Genomic DNA, 14,798 nt, shown 5'->3' on the forward strand with positions numbered 1-14,798 from the left:
CCCGCGGGAGAAGGTGCCCGAAGGGCGGATGAGGGCGCTTCATGCCCGTGATGCCTTCCTCGTGGATTGCACCGGCTAGAATTCACCCATGACCATTCTCGTCACCGGCGCCGCCGGTTTCATCGGCGCCTACACCTGCCGCGCGCTGCGCGCCCGTGGCGCGGCCGTGATCGGCCTCGACAGCTACAACGACTACTACGATCCGCAGATCAAGCGCGACCGTGTCGCCGCGCTGTGCCCGGACGTCGACATCCGCACGCTCGACCTGATCGACCGTGAAGGCCTGGCCGCGCTGTTCGACGAGGTGCGCCCCGAGCGCGTGATCCACCTCGCCGCGCAGGCCGGCGTGCGTTATTCGCTGACGCACCCGCACGCCTACGTCGACAGCAACCTCGCCGGTTTCGTCAACATGCTGGAGCTGTGCCGCCATCGCGGCATCGCCCATCTGGTGTACGCGAGTTCCTCGTCGGTCTACGGCGATTCGGCCACGCCGCCGTTCTCCGAGGACCAGCGCGTCGACCAGCCGCGTTCGCTGTACGCGGCGACCAAGGCCGCCAACGAGCTGATGGCGCATACCTATGCCCATCTGTACGGCCTGCGCTCGACCGGTCTGCGCTTCTTCACCGTGTACGGCCCGTGGGGCCGCCCGGACATGGCGCCGCTGCTGTTCTCGCGTGCGGTGCTGGCCGGGCGCCCGATCGATGTCTTCAACCACGGCCGGATGCGCCGCGACTTCACTTTCATCGACGACATCGTCGCCGGCGTGCTGGGCGCGCTCGAGCATCCGCCCACCGGCGAGCCGCCGCACCGGGTCTTCAACCTCGGCAACCACACGCCCGTGGAACTGGAGCGCTTCATCGCGGTCATCGAACAGGCGTCCGGCGTGGTGGCCCAGAAGGTGTACAAGCCGATGCAGCCAGGCGACATGATCGAGACCATGGCGGATACTTCGCGCGCCAAGGCTGCCTTCGGCTTCGAGCCGGCCACCTCGATCGAGGCCGGCCTGCCGCAGGTGGTCGAGTGGTGCCGGACTTATTTCGGTGATGTCTATTTCGGCGACAAGGCCTGATCGCGAATCCATGAGCCAACCCCAACTCTCCGTCGTCGTCCCGGTGTTCAACGAGCGCGACAACGTCGCGCCGCTGGTGCACGAGATCACCGCCGCGCTGCGCGGCGTCGCCGATTTCGAGATCGTCTATGTCGACGACCACTCGCGCGACGACACCCTCGCGGTGCTGCGCGCGCTCAAGGCCGAAGTGCCTGAGCTGCGCGTGGTCCACCACGTCACGCAGAGCGGACAGAGCACCGCCGTGCGCAGTGGCGTCAAGGCCGCGCGTGGCACGTGGATCGCCACGCTCGATGGCGACGGCCAGAACGATCCGGCCGACATTCCCAAGCTGATCGCCGAGCGCGCCAAGGCGGCGCCGGAGATCAAGCTGTTCGCCGGCTGGCGGGTCAATCGCCAGGACAGCGGCAGCAAGCGCTGGGCCTCGAAGTGGGCCAACGCGATCCGCGCGCGCATGCTGCGCGACGACACTCCCGACACCGGCTGCGGCATCAAGCTGTTCGAGCGCGCGGCCTTCCTCGAACTGCCGTACTTCGACCACATGCACCGCTACCTGCCCGCGCTGATGCAGCGTGCTGGCTGGAAGACGGTCAGCGTGCCGGTCAACCACCGTCCGCGTTCGGCCGGCGTCTCCAAGTACAACAACCTCAACCGCGCCCTGGTCGGCATCGCCGACCTGCGCGGCGTCGCCTGGCTGATCCGGCGCGGCAAGGTCACGCGGACCGAAGAGGTCTGATCGGATTCCCTCCCCGCCGTGGCCCTGTCGCGGAAGGGAAAACAAAGCGAGGACGGCCATGGAATTCGACTTCATGAACCACCCGATCGCGTGGCTGGAATGGACCGGCCTGCACATGTCGCCGTGGAAGATCATCGGCCTGACCGGCGCGCTGATGTTCGGCGGACGCTGGCTCGTGCAGTTCCTCGCTTCGCGCAAGCACGGCAAGCCGGTGATCCCGCGGCTGTTCTGGTACATGAGCCTGGTCGGCAGCGCGATGACGCTGAGCTACTTCCTGTTCTCGCAGAAGCAGGACTCGGTGGGCGTGATCCAGAACCTGTTCCCGTCCTTCACTGCCGCCTACAGCCTGTACCTGGACATCCGGCATCGCGGCTGGCACCGGGACAAGGCCAGCCACTGAGCCGGCGTCCTTCGCCGTTCGTTGCGGCCTAGGGGCGGCAGTCCCGTCCGCTCATCCTTCGACTCCGCTTCGCTACGCTCAGGACGAACGGACGGCAGCACCGGCCGGCCCCGCGGCAGACAACATCGGCCAACCGCGCCCGCCCGCGGGATGCGAAGATCGGGGCTTCGCGCCTTCCGAACTCATTCAATCCCGCATGAAACGCCTGCTGCTTGCCGCCGCGCTGTCGGCCCAACTCGCCCTGGCCTCCACGGCCGCGTTCGCCGGCGCCGCCGACACCCGCTTCGAAGCCATCTACAAGAAGGAGTGGCAGTGGCGGCAGGCGCAACTGGGCACCTCCGACGAGGACAACGACGCATCCGGCAACCAGCATCAGCTCCCGTCCGTGGACGCGGCCAGCCAGGCGGCACGGCTGAAGGTGTGGGACGACGTGCTGCGCCAGCTCGACGGCGTCGACGCGAAGCAGCTGGGCGCGCAGAACCAGGTCAATTTCGCCGTCTACCGCGCGCAGGTGGAGAACCTTGCCGCCGACGTGCGCCTGCGCGGCTACGAGATGCCGTTCAACTCGGACTCCTCGTTCTGGTCGAACCTGAGCTTCATGAGCCGGCGCGACATGCGCAACGCCGAGGACTACCGCGCCTACATCGACCGCCTGCGCGACGTGCCGCGTTACTTCGGCCAGAACATCGACAACATGCGCGCCGGTCTGGGGCGCGGTTTCAGCGTGCCGCGCGCGGTCCTGGACGGTCGTGACGTCTCCATCGCCGCCGTGGCGGACCTGAAGGACCCGTCGAAGTCGAACTTCTACGAGCCGTTCAAGAAGATGCCGGCCTCCATCCCCGCCGACGAGCAGGCGCGCCTGCGCGAGGCCGGCCTGGCCGCGATCCGCGAGCGCGTGGTGCCGGCCTACGGCCAGCTGCTGGCGTTCTTCCGCGACGAGTACGTGCCGAAGGCGCGCACCACGCTGGGCGCCGAGCAGATGCCGGAGGGCGAGGCCTACTACCGCCAGCAGATCCGCGAGTACACGACGCTGGACCTGGACCCGGAGCAGATCCACCAGATCGGCCTTGAGGAAGTCGCGCGCATCCAGGGCGAGATGGACGCGATCATCAAGCAGGTGGGCTTTAAAGGCCCGCCCCAGGAAAACACGTTCGCGGCCTTCCTGAAGTTCCTCCGCACCGACAAGCAGTTCTACGCGACCACGCCGCAGGAGCTGCTCGATCGCGCCGCCTGGATCTCCAAGCGCGTAGACGGCGAGATCGGCAAGGTCATCGGCACGCTGCCGCGCGGCCGCTTCACGATCGTGCCGGTGCCGCCGGACATCGCGCCGTTCTGGACCAGCGGCCGCGGTGGCGCGGGCACCTACTGGGTCAACACCTACGACCTGCCGTCGCGCCCGCTCTACAACCTGCCGGCGCTGACCCTGCACGAGTCCGCCCCGGGGCATGCCCTTCAGGGCTCGCTGGCCAAGGAGCAGGGCGACCTGCCCGCGTTCCGCCGCGAGACCTACATCTCCGCCTACGGCGAGGGCTGGGGCCTGTACAGCGAGAAGCTCGGTGAAGAGATGGGCATCTACCAGACGCCGTACGAGGAGTTCGGACGCCTGACCTATGAGATGTGGCGCGCCTGCCGTCTGGTCATCGACACCGGCGTCCACCACAAGGGCTGGACCCGCGACCAGGCCCTGGCCTACCTGCGCGATCGCACCGCACTGAGCGAGCACGAGGTCACCACCGAAGTCGACCGCTACATCTCCTGGCCGGCCCAGGCGCTGAGCTACAAGCTCGGCGAGATCACGATCGTGCGGCTGCGTGCCGAGGCCGAAAAGGCGCTCGGACCGAAGTTCGACGTGAAGGCCTTCCACGACGCGCTGCTGAGCGAGGGCTCGGTGCCGCTGCCGGTACTGGAACAGCAGGTCCGCGCCTTCATCGCCAAGTCGGCGCAGGACAAGCCCAAGGCCGGCTGATGGCCGGCCGCGGCCCCGGCCGGGGCTGTGGATAAGTGCTTGCCCGGGACCTGGGTTCCGGGCATAATGCGCGGCTCGCTGCGTCCGGTCGGCATTCCATCCCAGTCAGGGACGGGCCGGGACCGGGCGGTCCGGAAGCACGATTCCGACCGCCACCGGCAGCGAGGGAAACCCCCCGCATCGTGTACCGCGTCGCCGGTCTGGCGCCGACGGTGGGGCCGCCGCCTCCCTGGCTAAGGGAAGCCTCATTACCTCTCGAGGTGCGTATGTCCCGTGTATGCCAAGTAACTGGCAAGCGAACGACGACTGGCAACAACGTCTCGCATGCCATGAACAAGACCCGCCGCCGTTTCCTGCCGAATCTCCATGAGCGCCGCTTCTGGGTCGCTTCCGAGAACCGCTGGATCAAGCTGCGCGTTTCCACCGCTGCCCTGCGCACCATCGACAAGAACGGCATCGACGCCGTCCTGGCCGACCTGCGCGCCCGCGGCGAAAAGATCTGAGGACTGAATCATGGCTTCCAAGCGCGACAAGATCCGCCTGATCTCCACTGCCGGCACCGGTCACTTCTACACGACCGACAAGAACAAGAAGAACACCCCGAACAAGATGGAGGTCAAGAAGTACGACCCCGTCGTTCGCAAGCACGTGCCGTACAAGGAAGGCAAGATCAAGTGATGCAGGCGTTCGCGCCTGGCGCGAACGACATCGCTGATTGCTTCCACAGGAAACCCGCCGCAAGGCGGGTTTTCTTTTGCGCGCGCCTCGGTCCGTCGCCGCTTCCACGATCGCTTAACGGCGTGCGTGTTTCGCTAGCGCTCCGTTTCCGGCGGCCATGACGGCTGCCGGGCGCCCCCACCGGAGGCGGCGATGTTGCGCAGGTACTGGTTGGCCGGCGTGCTGGCCGTGGTGTCGTGCCCCGCATGGTCGCAGCCGCCCGACCAGGTGCCGGTGACCGCATCGGGCATGCTCGAACGCATGGACCGCAACGGCGACGGCCGCATCGACTACGAGGAATACCGCAACTCGCTGCTGCGCCGCTTCGGTCATGCCGACCGCGACGACGATGGCGTGCTGAAAGGCAACGAGGTGCCGAAGAACATGGTCGTGGTCGGCGAGAGCCGGCAGGCGAGTGGCGATGTGCGTTTCGACGACTACACCGATGCGCTGCGTCCGGTGTTCGACCGCTTCGATGCCAACCGCGACGGCATCCTGGAGCCCGTCGAGATCGAGAGCTACGCCCGCGCGCGCGCCGGAATGAAGGAGGAAGGCCGATGAGCCGCCTGTTCGTCCTCGCTGCCACGCTCGGGGGGCTGTACCTCGCGGCGCCCGTGCTGCACGCGCAGAACATCGTCCGTTGCGAATCCAGCGGCGGCCAGTACCAGTCGTGCCCGGCCGACACGCGCGGTGGCGTCACGCTGTCGCGGCAGTTGAGCTCGCAAGGCTGCTGGCAGAACGACACCTGGGGCTACGATCGCAACCGCATCTGGGTCACGCACGGATGCCGCGCCGAGTTCGCCGTCGGAAGCCAGTCATCCGGCAGCAGCGGAAACAGCAACAGCAATGCCGTCGCGGCCGCAGCGGTGGTGGCCTTGCTCGGAGCCGCGGTACTTGCCTCCAAGCATCACGACGACGACCGCAATGACGATGACGGCCGTTACGACGGCTATTCCTTCCGTTGCGAATCCAACGACAACCGCTATGTCAGCTGCCCGCTGCCGGGCTCACGCGGCGACGTCGACATCCGCCGCCAGCTGAGCAAGTCACCGTGTCGTTACGGACAGTCGTGGGGGCGCGATCGCCATTCGGTGTGGGTCGACGACGGTTGCCGCGCCGAGTTCGTCGTCTACTGATCGCGCGCGCTGCTTCGCGCATGGCGTCGCCATTCAGGCGGTAGCCGGGTGCGTCACGTGGCAGGCGGTTCGTCGATCCGCTTCAGCACCCGGGTGGTGCCCAGTACTTCGATGCTTCCACCGCGATCCTTGAATCGCAGCAGATCCTCGGCGATGCGGTCACTGATGATCCGCTTTGCCTGAGCACCCTCGAGCTTCGAGTCGAACGACCCTGATGGGCGGCCTTGGTTCTTCTTGGTGCTCATGCTGCTCCCTGCGCCTATGGGTGCCTGGCAATGAACGACGCCCGCAATCCGCGATGGTCGAGCAGTTCGCGAATTCGCAGCTCGACAGCCGGGAGATCGCCGAGGCTGGTGGGTGCGAAAAGCGTATAGATGGGACGATCGTCGCGATGGCCCGGTTCGCGCCTGCCAACGGATACATCCGGAGACTGGCACGCACGTCTCCAAAGCTCCTGCAATGAAGACGGACCGATGCTTTGACCCGTACCCAGCGTAAAGGTGAATAGCGCGACCTGGTGGCTCATTCACATCCTTCCGGGTAAGTGTTCCCGAGTATGCGCCATAAGTGCGGTCCAGGACGCGCAAACCGAAAGAAATTCCGGTTTTCCGCGGAATAAGGGCGTAGCATCGTGGCGCGGCACGATTTCCGCGTTTCGTCCGACATTTCATTCGTCGCCCGCCCGCGCCCACACACGTCCAGCTTCTGAAATCGGCTGGCAAGAGGAGCGCTCGCTTGGATTCCACCTGCAAGCTCACGGTCAACGTGGGCACGCATGTCTTTCGCCTGCGCGCCTTGAGCGACCTGAACCGATGCGCCGATACCGCGCAACCGAGTCAGTTCGGTCACCTCTGGCCATCGGCCAGGGTGCTTGCGGAAACCATGAACGGATTCGCCGTGGCCGGTCTTCGAGTGCTCGAAATAGGCTGCGGTCTCGGCTTGCCGAGCCTGGTACTGAAGAAGCGCGGCGCCGACATCACCGCGAGTGACCATCACCCTCTCGCGGAAGCGTTCCTTGCATACAACACCGCCCTCAACGGGATGGATCGCATCGCCTACCGCGACATTACCTGGGCCGTACCGGACCCTGATGCAGGACAATTCGATTTGATCATCGGCAGCGACGTGCTTCGTGAAGGCGACGATGGTGCAAGGCTGAGCCGCCTCGTGCTCAGGCATGCCGCACCCAACGCGGAGATCGTCATCACCGATCCCGGAAGGGGCGTGAGCGCGCCATTCACCCGTGCCATGCAGGCGCAGGGATTCGCGGGCAACGTGCTGCGACCCTCGATCGACGATCAGGACTTCAGGTTTCGCATTCGCCTGCTGAAGTTCAGGCGTTCGCCCGAACGCGTCGCGAGGGCAGTGCCGTGACGCTGGAGAAGCGCTCGGAGGTTTCGTGTGATCGCTGCGATGCGGTCTGTTGCCGGCTTACGGTCGTGCTCATGCCTGGGGACAACGTGCCAAGGCACCTGGTCGACAGGTTGCCGGACGGGCCCGAAGTCATGCGAAAGGACGAGGACGGCTGGTGCGCGGCAGTGGACCACTCGAAGATGAACTGCAGCATCTACGAGCAGCGTCCCTCCGTATGCCGGAAATTCTCGATGGGCAGCGCCTATTGCCGATCCGAGCGGGAGCGTTACCGTGACCGGCACCTGATCGACATCGTGCTTGCATGACGTCATCGGTCATCCGTCCACGCTGCGGACGGGACTGAATAACGCCCCCCGCTCGCGCCATGCTCGTGCGCATGGGTGGCGTAAAGCCTGTATGGTGAAGCCGCACTCGGTCGCAGTCGCTGCGCCGTGCTCTCGGGCCTCCGTGCATCCCGCTACTGCGAGCCCTTCATGATCCTTGCCATCTACATGCGACCCAGCGGGTCCTGTCTGGTCCTGCCCGATTGTTTCCTGCCTTCCGGAGAGACCGGGGCATTTGCCTATCTCGGCGAGCTCCATGAGAGCGCGGTGCCGAGCGACATGTGGAGCCGGATACGCGAAGAGGTCGACGCGCGCGGCCACGCCGAACTGTCGAGCGACTCCGCAGCGCGACGCTACATCCGACGACACGGGACTTGAACCAGTTCACGGCTATTGCACTGGTTGCGTTCCTCATCGCCTTCGGCATCGAGAACGTCGTCGTCGCGGTTTTTGTCAGACAGTTCCGCGCGCGTCATCCAGGTCAATGGACGCAGGCGTTCGGTTCCACCGGCACCAGGGCCGCCACCGGTGTCTTCGCGGTCGCGCGCTACGTGCGTGAGTACGGCTTCCTCGAACAGGGCGACAAAAGCGTCATCCGCTTCTGCAGGAGCCGGCGTCCCGGCATCCTGACGGCATACCGGGCGACCGTGCTCATGGGCCTGGCATTGTTGTTCTGCATTCTCCTGAAAGGCTGGTAGCGACAGCGGCGGTCGGATCGGCTTCGATCCGGGCTTTGGGCAGCCGCGGGGCCCTTCACTTTCCGGGCGGCCGGTGCCTGCTCCAATGCCGCGATGTCCGACCTGTCTCCCGGCTACTGGCTGTTCCTGCTCGACTGGCTGATCCGCCTGGCGGCGCTGGCGTGGATTCCCACGCGCAGCGCGCCGGCCGCCGCGCGCAGCTGGCTGCTGCTGGTCGGGTTCGTGCCGCTGCTGGGCCTGCCGCTCTATCTGGTGCTGGGTCATCCGTGGCTGGCCAAACAGCGGCGCATCCGCCAGGCGCGCGCGTCGCAGCTGATCCGCCATCGACAGGCCGGCCTCAAGCAGCTGCGTTGGGCGCCGCAGTCCGTGGAAGACGAAGTCGCGGACGTCGCGCGGCTGGCCGAACGGGTGGGCGACTTCATGCCGATGAGCGGCAACGCCGTCGAGCTGCTGGACCGCTACGACGAATCGATCGCGCGCCTGCTGGCCGACATCGACGCCGCCACGCATGAAGTGCACCTGCTGTACTACCTGATGTATGACGACGGCATCGGCCGCAGCGTCGCGAACGCCCTGCAGCGCGCGGCCGGGCGCGGCGTGCGCTGTCGCGTCCTGCTCGATGCGGTCGGCGCGAAGCCGGGCCTGCGCGCGTGGGCGCGACCGCTGCGCGCGAGTGGCGTCGACGTGCGTGCGATGCTCGCTGGCGGCCTGGCATGGCGCTCGCTGTCGCGCATGGACCTGCGCAACCATCGCAAGCTGGCGGTGATCGACGGCCACACCGGCCACATCGGTTCGCAGAACCTGGCCGACGCCAGCTTCGTTCCCGGCCATCCCAATCGGGAGCTCGTCGTCCGAGCGCGCGGCCCGGCGGTGCGGCAGCTGGCCGCGCTGTTCGCCAGCGACTGGCTGATCGAGACCGGCGAGCAGCTCGAGGTCGGTGGCGGCGACGGCGACGGCGCCGCGGGCACCGTGGCGGCGCAGGTATTGCCGAGCGGACCGGCGTATCCGTTCCAGAACGCGCGCGACGTCGTGATCGCGCTGATCCAGCGCGCACGCGAACGCGTGGTGCTGGCGACGCCGTACTTCGTGCCCGACGACGCCACGCTCAGCGCGCTGCGCATCGCCGCGCTGGCGGGGGTCGACGTGCTGCTGGTGCTGTCGGCCAGCAACAACAAGCCGCTCACGCGCTGGGCTCAGGAGGCCTACTACGAGGAGCTGCTTCGCTGCGGCGTGCACATCGCGCTTTACCGGCCACACTTCCTGCACGCCAAGCATCTCAGCGTCGACGACGGCATCGCCCTGATCGGCTCGATCAACCTCGACATCCGCTCGTTCGCACTCAACGCCGAGGCCGGGCTGCTGTGTTACGACGCCGGCGTCGTGGCGCGACTGCGCGGCATCGAGGCCGGTTACCTGGACGACGCCGAGCGCCTGGACCTGGCGCGCTGGAGCGGACGCCCCCGCTGGCGGCGCAGTCGCGAAGGCATTGCCAGGCTGGCCGATTCGCTGATGTAGCCATGCGGCTCCGTGCCGGTGCGCCGGATCGCCCTTACACTCGGGCGACGATGCGAAAAGAGGGTTGCCGGTGATCCCGGGTTGGCTGCTGCTGCTGGTGTCGGTCGCGTACGTGGGCCTGTTGTTCGCGGTGGCCCATGTCGGCGACCGGCGCGGCACCGGATCCCGCGGACGCTGGTTGCGCCCGGCCATCTATTCGCTGGCACTGGCCGTCTACTGCTCGTCGTGGACCTTCTATGGCGCGGTCGGCACCGCGTCGCGCACCGGCCTGGGTTTCCTGCCGATCTATCTCGGCCCGCTGCTGATGCTGGCGTTTGGCTGGCGCATCCTCGAACGGCTGGTGCTGATCTCCGGCGAGCACCGCATCGTCTCGATCGCCGACTTCCTGTCCTCGCGCTATGGCCGAGCGCCGGGGCTCGCCGCGCTGGTCGCCAGCGTCGCGCTGGTGGCGGCGGTGCCGTACGTCGCGCTGCAGTACAAGGCCGTGGCAATGAGCGTGCAGGTGCTGGCCGGCGTCCCCGGCAACGTCGGCATGCTGGCTGATCCGGCGTTCTGGGTCGCACTGCTGCTGGCGGTGTTCGCGATCCTGTTCGGCACGCGCCAGGTCGACGCCACCGAACACCACCGCGGCATGGTGCTGGCGGTGGCGCTGGAATCGCTGGTGAAGCTGGTGGCCTTCGTCGCGATCGGCCTGTTCGCGCTGGTGCACCTGCCCGGTACCGCTTGGCTGCCCGAGCGCATGGTGCAGGCGGCCAGCGTCGTGACCGCGCCCGGCGTGCCGGCCGGTTTCGTCGCGCAGACGCTGCTCGCGTTCGCCGCGATCTTGTGCCTGCCGCGCCAGTTCCACGTCGCCGTGGTCGAGTGCCAGGACGCGGGTGACCTGCGTCCGGCACGCTGGATGTTCGGCGGCTACCTGCTGCTGGTCACCCTGCTGGTCGTGCCGATCACGTTGACCGGCCAGGCCCTGCTGGCCGGCAGCGGCGTCTCGCCCGACACGTATGTGCTGGCGCTGCCGCTGGCGTTGAACCACGACACGCTGGCGCTGTTCGTCTACATCGGCGGCTTCTCGGCCGCGACCGGCATGGTGATCGTCGCCAGCGTCGCGCTGTCGACGATGGTCAGCAACGACCTGGTGATGCCGCTGCTGCTGCGCGGCGGTGCACTGCACGAGAAGCACAGCATCGACAAGCAGGTGCTGTGGGTGCGACGCATCACCATCCTGGTGCTGGCGATGATGGCCTACGCCTACCATCGCGGCGCCGCCCACTACGCGGGCGCGAACGGCGACACGCTGGCGCAGCATGGCCTGCTCGCATTCGCCGCGGTCGCGCAGTTCGCGCCGGCGCTGATCGGCGGCCTGTACTGGCGCGGTGCCAGCCGGGCCGGTGCCTACGCCGGCCTGTCGGCGGGCGCGCTGGTGTGGCTGTACACGCTGATGCTGCCGGCGCTGGCGAAGGTGGGCTGGCTGGGAGGCGGCTGGATCGAACAGGGGCCGCTGGGCGTGGAGTGGCTGCGGCCACAGCAGCTGTTCGGCCTGCAGGGTTGGGACCCGTTGACGCATGGCGCGTTCTGGTCGCTGCTGTTCAACATCGGCGCGTTCGTGTTCGTGTCGGTCCGGCAGCGGCCGCGATTGCAGGAACAACTGCTGGCCGCGCCTTACCTGGATCCTTACGCGCAACGCCCTGCGCTCGGGCCCGGCGGCTGGGCCGGCAACGTCCGCGCCGGCGACCTATTGGCGCTGGCCGAGCGCATCGTCGGCGAGCGCAACGCCCGCCGCGCGTTCGAGGAGCATGCGCAGCAGCAGGCCCGACCGTGGCAACCGGAGCAGCCGGCCGACCGTGCGCTGGCGCAATTCACCGAGCGACTGCTCGCCTCAGCGATCGGCGCCGCGTCGGCGCGACTGACACTCACCACGGCATTGCGCGGTTCCGGCATGGAACTGGGCGAGGTCGTCGCGCTGCTCGACGAGGCCAACCAGGAACTGCGTTTCAACCGGCAGATCCTGTCGACGACGCTGGAGAACATCAGCCAGGGCGTCAGCGTGGTCGATCCGGCGATGCGGCTGGTCGCATGGAACCGCCGCTACCAGGAGCTGTTCGACTACCCCGACGGCATGCTCTACGTCGGCCGGCCGGTCAGCGACCTGATCCGCTGGAACGCCGAGCGCGGCGAGATGGGCGCAGGCCCGCTTTCGGAACGCGCGATCGACGAGCAGGTGCGCAGGCGCCTCGCCCACCTGCGCGCAGGCGCGCCGCACGTGTTCGAGCGTGTTCGCGCCAACGGCCAGGTCATCGAAATGCGCGGACGCCCGTTGCCGGGTGGCGGCTATGTCACCAGCTACAGCGACGTCACCGACTACAAGCGCGCGGAAGAAGACCTGAAGGTCATCAACGAGACGCTGGAGCAGCGCGTCGAGGAGCGCACGCGCGAGGCGCAGTCGGCGCAGCAGTCGAAGACGCGGTTCCTCGCCGCGATCAGCCACGACGTGCTGCAGCCGCTCAATGCCGCGCGGCTGTTCGCCACCGCGTTGCGCGAATCGCAGGACACCGGCGAGCAGGCGCACCTGGCCGAACGCGTCGATGCCTCGCTGCGCGCCGCCGAGGACCTGCTCGATGGCCTGCTCGACATCTCGCGGCTGGACGCCGGTGCGTTGCGCATCGAGATCGTCGATTTCGACGTCAACGAACTGCTGCGCGAGCTGGTCGCGCAGTACGCGCCGGTGGCGGCCGGACGCGGGTTGCAGCTGCGCGTGCGCGCGCCGGATCGGCCGCGTCCGGTGCGCAGCGACCGCCGCCTGCTGCGCCGGGCGCTGCAGAACTTCCTGGCCAACGCGCTGCGCTACACCCGCCAGGGTGGCGTGCTGATCGCCGCGCGCGTGCGCGAAGGCGCGGTCGAGCTGCAGGTGTGGGATACCGGGCCGGGCATCTCCGAGCATCATCTGGAACAGATCTTCGACGAGTTCCGCCGCTTCGATCAGCCCGGCATCGGCGGCGAGCGCGGCCTCGGCCTCGGCCTGTCGATCTGCCAGCGCATCGCGCGCACGCTCGACCATCCGCTGCGCGTGCGTTCGAAGGTCGGCATCGGCAGCGTGTTCTCGATCACCGTGCCGTTCGGCCGCGCGATGTATGCCGCGCCCTTGCCGGAGTCGAACCTCGTCATCGGCGGCGACTCGCTGGCCGGACTGCGCGTGCTGTGCGTGGACAACGATCGCGAGATCCTCGACGGCATGCGCGCGCTGCTGCAGCGTTGGGGCGTGACCGTGCTGAGCGCGGTCAACGTCGACGGCGCGCTCGCGCTGCTGTCCGAGCAACCCGATGTTGCGCTGGTCGACTACCACCTGCACGACCGCCTCGATGGCCTGGGCGTGATCGACGCGTTGCGCGCGCAATCCGGTCGCCAGCTGCCGGCCGCGCTGCTGACCGGCGACGGCAGCGACGCGCTCAAGCTCGCCGCACGCGAGCACGGCTGCAGCGTGCTGACCAAGCCGGTCAAGCCGGCCTCGTTGCGCGCATTCCTGGCGGCGCAGCGGCAGGTGGCGCAGGCGTAGCGGACTGCCCGGATCCGGGATCGATGGCGGCGGGGCGAGTCCCTGCCTCGGATCGCCCGGAGGTTTGGCCGAGTCCACGGTCGAGTGACGTAGTACGGGGAGGGCCCGCCAAGCGGTGTCGGGCCGCATGTGCTTCGCTGCAGGCATCGAAGCAGGGCCTGTTGGACGTAGGTCCGGGCGGACATCCGGAGGGTCCATCAAATGAACATAGACCAGGCGACGCTTCGCAAGCTGGTGACCACGGACCTGATGGAAACGCTGATCCAGCTGGGGCTGATCGCGTTTCTGGTGATCATGTGCGTGCGCGTGTTCCTGCCCTTCTCGGGTCTCGTGATCCTGGCCATGATCCTGGCCATCGCGCTCTACCCGTTGTACATGCGCATGCTGCGGTGGTTCGGCGGCCGGCGCGGACTCACGGCCACGGTGCTGGTGCTGGCGCTGCTGCTGCTGCTGGGCATCCCGCTCGTGCTGCTGGGCGGCGCGGTCGCCATCCAGCTGGGCGACCTGCATACCGCCGTCGAAAACCACACGCTGGCGGTCCCGGCGCCCAACCCGAAGATCGCCGAATGGCCGCTGGTGGGCCAGCCGCTATACGCCGCGTGGAGCGAGGCGGCCTCCAACCTGCCGGCGTTCCTGAAGGGGAACCTCGATCTCATCCGGGAGTATTCGCGCAAGGCGCTGGCGCTGGCCGGAGGCGGCGCGGCGGCGGCCCTGCTGTTCTTCGCCGCCATCGCCGTGGCGGGCGTGATGATGGCCTACGCCAAGAAAGGCGGCCGTGCCATCGAACGCATCGTCGTGCGCCTGACGGATCCCGAGCGCGGGCCGCGGCTGGTCCAGCTGTCGGTGGCGACCGTACGCTCCGTGGCCACTGGCGTGGTGGGCGTGGCCTTCATCCAGGCCATGCTGCTGGGCATGGCCTTCCTGCTCGCGGGCATCCCGGCAGCGGGGGTGCTCGCGCTGCTGGTGATGTTCCTCGGCATCCTGCAACTGCCTGCGCTGATCATCGCGCTGCCTGCCGTGATCTATCTGTGGGTGGCGGACGACGAGATGTCCACGCTCCTCAAGGTCGTCTTCACCGTGGTCTTCGTCCTGGCCGGCGCGGTGGACAACGTGCTCAAGCCGTTGCTGCTAGGTCGCGGCGTGGACGCACCGATGCTGGTGATCCTGATCGGCGCGATCGGCGGAATGGCGTCGGCCGGCATCACCGGCCTTTTCATCGGCGCGGTGCTGCTGGCCGTGGGTTACACGCTCTTCGTCGATTGGGTCGACGAGGACGAGCAGGCCGCCACCGCGACTCCGCCTGGCGATCCCAGCTAGGCG

At 67.8% G+C, this 14,798-nt stretch carries 16 protein-coding genes; 15 read left to right on the forward strand and 1 reads right to left on the reverse strand.

Annotated elements, in window-relative coordinates; all coding sequences use genetic code 11:
- Nucleotides 1-88 precede the first annotated feature (88 nt).
- The 8 genes from IU514_RS18375 to IU514_RS18410 all read left to right on the forward strand — a co-directional run bounded on the left by IU514_RS18375 (nucleotide 89) and on the right by IU514_RS18410 (nucleotide 6,021).
- On the forward strand, nucleotides 89-1,069 hold the full coding sequence (locus tag IU514_RS18375) for an NAD-dependent epimerase/dehydratase family protein (protein WP_194932607.1): 981 nt from the start codon (nucleotides 89-91) through the stop codon (nucleotides 1,067-1,069).
- Between the two features lie 10 nt (nucleotides 1,070-1,079).
- A complete protein-coding gene (locus IU514_RS18380; protein WP_194932608.1) occupies nucleotides 1,080-1,802 on the forward strand; it encodes a glycosyltransferase family 2 protein in 723 nt (240 codons plus the stop codon).
- 73 nt (nucleotides 1,803-1,875) lie between these two features.
- On the forward strand, nucleotides 1,876-2,202 hold the full coding sequence (locus tag IU514_RS18385; RefSeq protein ID WP_386760312.1) for a lipid-A-disaccharide synthase N-terminal domain-containing protein: 327 nt from the start codon (nucleotides 1,876-1,878) through the stop codon (nucleotides 2,200-2,202).
- Nucleotides 2,203-2,398: 196 nt separating this feature from the next.
- On the forward strand, nucleotides 2,399-4,168 hold the full coding sequence (locus tag IU514_RS18390) for a DUF885 domain-containing protein (RefSeq protein WP_194932610.1): 1,770 nt from the start codon (nucleotides 2,399-2,401) through the stop codon (nucleotides 4,166-4,168).
- 266 nt (nucleotides 4,169-4,434) lie between these two features.
- Nucleotides 4,435-4,671 carry a 50S ribosomal protein L28 gene (gene rpmB / locus IU514_RS18395; RefSeq protein WP_194932611.1) on the forward strand — a complete coding sequence of 79 codons (237 nt, stop codon included), beginning with the start codon at nucleotides 4,435-4,437 and terminating at the stop codon, nucleotides 4,669-4,671.
- Between the two features lie 7 nt (nucleotides 4,672-4,678).
- Entirely contained in the window at nucleotides 4,679-4,846 is a 168-nt protein-coding gene (gene rpmG, locus IU514_RS18400; RefSeq protein WP_194932686.1) for a 50S ribosomal protein L33, read from the forward strand.
- A 192-nt stretch (nucleotides 4,847-5,038) separates the two neighbouring features.
- The gene (locus tag IU514_RS18405; protein WP_194932612.1) at nucleotides 5,039-5,446 is read left to right on the forward strand and encodes a penta-EF hand family protein; all 408 of its coding nucleotides are present in this window, start codon (nucleotides 5,039-5,041) and stop codon (nucleotides 5,444-5,446) included.
- On the forward strand, nucleotides 5,443-6,021 hold the full coding sequence (locus tag IU514_RS18410) for a DUF3011 domain-containing protein (RefSeq protein ID WP_194932613.1): 579 nt from the start codon (nucleotides 5,443-5,445) through the stop codon (nucleotides 6,019-6,021). Before IU514_RS18405 ends, IU514_RS18410 begins: the two co-directional genes overlap by 4 nt.
- 53 nt (nucleotides 6,022-6,074) lie before the next feature.
- Here the strand turns inward: IU514_RS18410 and IU514_RS18415 are convergent, their stop codons facing one another.
- Complete coding sequence (locus IU514_RS18415; RefSeq protein ID WP_194932614.1) at nucleotides 6,075-6,266, reverse strand: hypothetical protein; 192 nt, start codon at nucleotides 6,264-6,266, stop codon at nucleotides 6,075-6,077.
- Between the two features lie 490 nt (nucleotides 6,267-6,756).
- Here IU514_RS18415 and IU514_RS18420 point away from each other — a divergent pair, with 490 nt between their 5' ends.
- The 7 genes from IU514_RS18420 (at nucleotide 6,757) to IU514_RS18450 (ending at nucleotide 14,795) form a co-directional block, all read left to right on the forward strand.
- Nucleotides 6,757-7,395 (forward strand): class I SAM-dependent methyltransferase, encoded by a 639-nt coding sequence (locus tag IU514_RS18420; RefSeq protein ID WP_194932615.1) that lies wholly within the window; start codon nucleotides 6,757-6,759, stop codon nucleotides 7,393-7,395.
- Nucleotides 7,392-7,700, forward strand: a complete 309-nt coding sequence (locus IU514_RS18425; RefSeq protein WP_324187867.1) for a YkgJ family cysteine cluster protein — start codon at nucleotides 7,392-7,394, stop codon at nucleotides 7,698-7,700. Before IU514_RS18420 ends, IU514_RS18425 begins: the two co-directional genes overlap by 4 nt.
- 168 nt (nucleotides 7,701-7,868) lie before the next feature.
- Nucleotides 7,869-8,096, forward strand: coding sequence for a hypothetical protein (locus IU514_RS18430; RefSeq protein ID WP_194932616.1), 228 nt, complete (start codon nucleotides 7,869-7,871; stop codon nucleotides 8,094-8,096).
- Nucleotides 8,093-8,416: a hypothetical protein gene (locus IU514_RS18435; protein ID WP_194932617.1), complete on the forward strand. Its 324-nt coding sequence runs from the start codon at nucleotides 8,093-8,095 to the stop codon at nucleotides 8,414-8,416. Before IU514_RS18430 ends, IU514_RS18435 begins: the two co-directional genes overlap by 4 nt.
- A gap of 93 nt (nucleotides 8,417-8,509) precedes the next feature.
- Entirely contained in the window at nucleotides 8,510-9,931 is a 1,422-nt protein-coding gene (cls, locus tag IU514_RS18440; RefSeq protein ID WP_194932618.1) for a cardiolipin synthase, read from the forward strand.
- Nucleotides 9,932-10,001: 70 nt separating this feature from the next.
- Nucleotides 10,002-13,478 (forward strand): hybrid sensor histidine kinase/response regulator, encoded by a 3,477-nt coding sequence (locus tag IU514_RS18445; protein WP_194932619.1) that lies wholly within the window; start codon nucleotides 10,002-10,004, stop codon nucleotides 13,476-13,478.
- A 201-nt stretch (nucleotides 13,479-13,679) separates the two neighbouring features.
- Entirely contained in the window at nucleotides 13,680-14,795 is a 1,116-nt protein-coding gene (locus IU514_RS18450; protein WP_228760862.1) for an AI-2E family transporter, read from the forward strand.
- The last annotated feature ends 3 nt before the right edge of the window (nucleotides 14,796-14,798 follow it).

Source organism: Lysobacter niastensis (genome assembly GCF_015453285.1).
Taxonomy (GTDB): Bacteria; Pseudomonadota; Gammaproteobacteria; order Xanthomonadales; family Xanthomonadaceae; genus Lysobacter_J; species Lysobacter_J niastensis.

What these genes read in the sequence shown, in the direction of transcription:
- IU514_RS18375 (WP_194932607.1), top strand. Translation starts at nt 89, where the DNA reads ATGACCATTCTCGTCACCGGCGCCGCCGGTTTCATCGGCGCCTACACC.
- IU514_RS18380 (WP_194932608.1), top strand. Translation starts at nt 1,080, where the DNA reads ATGAGCCAACCCCAACTCTCCGTCGTCGTCCCGGTGTTCAACGAGCGC.
- IU514_RS18385 (WP_386760312.1), top strand. Translation starts at nt 1,876, where the DNA reads ATGAACCACCCGATCGCGTGGCTGGAATGGACCGGCCTGCACATGTCG.
- IU514_RS18390 (WP_194932610.1), top strand. Translation starts at nt 2,399, where the DNA reads ATGAAACGCCTGCTGCTTGCCGCCGCGCTGTCGGCCCAACTCGCCCTG.
- rpmB (WP_194932611.1), top strand. Translation starts at nt 4,435, where the DNA reads ATGTCCCGTGTATGCCAAGTAACTGGCAAGCGAACGACGACTGGCAAC.
- IU514_RS18405 (WP_194932612.1), top strand. Translation starts at nt 5,039, where the DNA reads ATGTTGCGCAGGTACTGGTTGGCCGGCGTGCTGGCCGTGGTGTCGTGC.
- IU514_RS18410 (WP_194932613.1), top strand. Translation starts at nt 5,443, where the DNA reads ATGAGCCGCCTGTTCGTCCTCGCTGCCACGCTCGGGGGGCTGTACCTC.
- IU514_RS18415 (WP_194932614.1), bottom strand. Translation starts at nt 6,266, where the DNA reads ATGAGCACCAAGAAGAACCAAGGCCGCCCATCAGGGTCGTTCGACTCG.
- IU514_RS18430 (WP_194932616.1), top strand. Translation starts at nt 7,869, where the DNA reads ATGATCCTTGCCATCTACATGCGACCCAGCGGGTCCTGTCTGGTCCTG.
- cls (WP_194932618.1), top strand. Translation starts at nt 8,510, where the DNA reads ATGTCCGACCTGTCTCCCGGCTACTGGCTGTTCCTGCTCGACTGGCTG.
- IU514_RS18450 (WP_228760862.1), top strand. Translation starts at nt 13,680, where the DNA reads ATGAACATAGACCAGGCGACGCTTCGCAAGCTGGTGACCACGGACCTG.